Below are 728 nucleotides of genomic sequence, written 5' to 3'. Positions count from 1 at the left end.
TTTATTGATTCCATTTTTTCTCTGATGAACGTTCCGCTACGCTGCCCGGATTACAGCTGTGTCAGCAGGCGGGCAAAGTCGGTTAATGTCAGTTTCAAAACGCCCACCCGGGGTGAAATCGCACACCTGGTAATTGATTCCACCGGGCTGAAGGTCTTCGGTGAAGGCGAGTGGAAAGTCAAAAAGCATGGCCAGGAACGCCGCCGTATCTGGCGTAAGCTGCATCTCGCCGTTGACAGTAAAACACATGAAATCATCTGCGCWGACCTGTCGCTGAACAATGTGACGGACTCAGAAGCCTTCCCGGGTCTTATCCGGCAGACTCACAGAAAAATCAGGGCAGCATCGGCAGACGGCGCTTACGACACCCGGCTCTGTCACGATGAACTGCGGCGTAAGAAAATCAGCGCGCTTATCCCACCCCGAAAAGGTGCGGGTTACTGGCCCGGTGAATATGCAGACCGTAACCGTGCAGTGGCTAATCAGCGAATGACCGGGAGTAATGCGCGGTGGAAATGGACAACAGATTACAACCGTCGCTCGATAGCGGAAACGGCGATGTACCGGGTAAAACAGCTGTTCGGGGGTTCACTGACGCTGCGTGACTACGATGGTCAGGTTGCGGAGGCTTTGGCCGTGGTGCGAGCGCTGAACAAAATGACGAAAGCAGGTATGCCTGAAAGCGTGCGTATTGCCTGAAAACACAACCCGCTACGGGGGAGACTTAC

1 protein-coding gene is annotated in these 728 nt (G+C 54.3%); it reads left to right on the top strand.

Going from position 1 to position 728, the window contains the following annotated elements:
- Nucleotides 1-699 (top strand): IS5-like element IS903B family transposase (locus tag ADJ24_RS23755; RefSeq protein ID WP_048703736.1); only part of this gene is annotated, 699 nt, incomplete at its 5' end.
- Nucleotides 700-728: the final 29 nt, after the last annotated feature.

This window comes from Enterobacter sp. 940_PEND, from assembly GCF_001059415.1.
Taxonomy (GTDB): domain Bacteria; phylum Pseudomonadota; class Gammaproteobacteria; order Enterobacterales; family Enterobacteriaceae; genus Enterobacter; species Enterobacter cloacae_M.
Note: the sequence above shows the minus strand (reverse complement) of the source record. Positions and strands in the feature narration are given on the sequence as shown.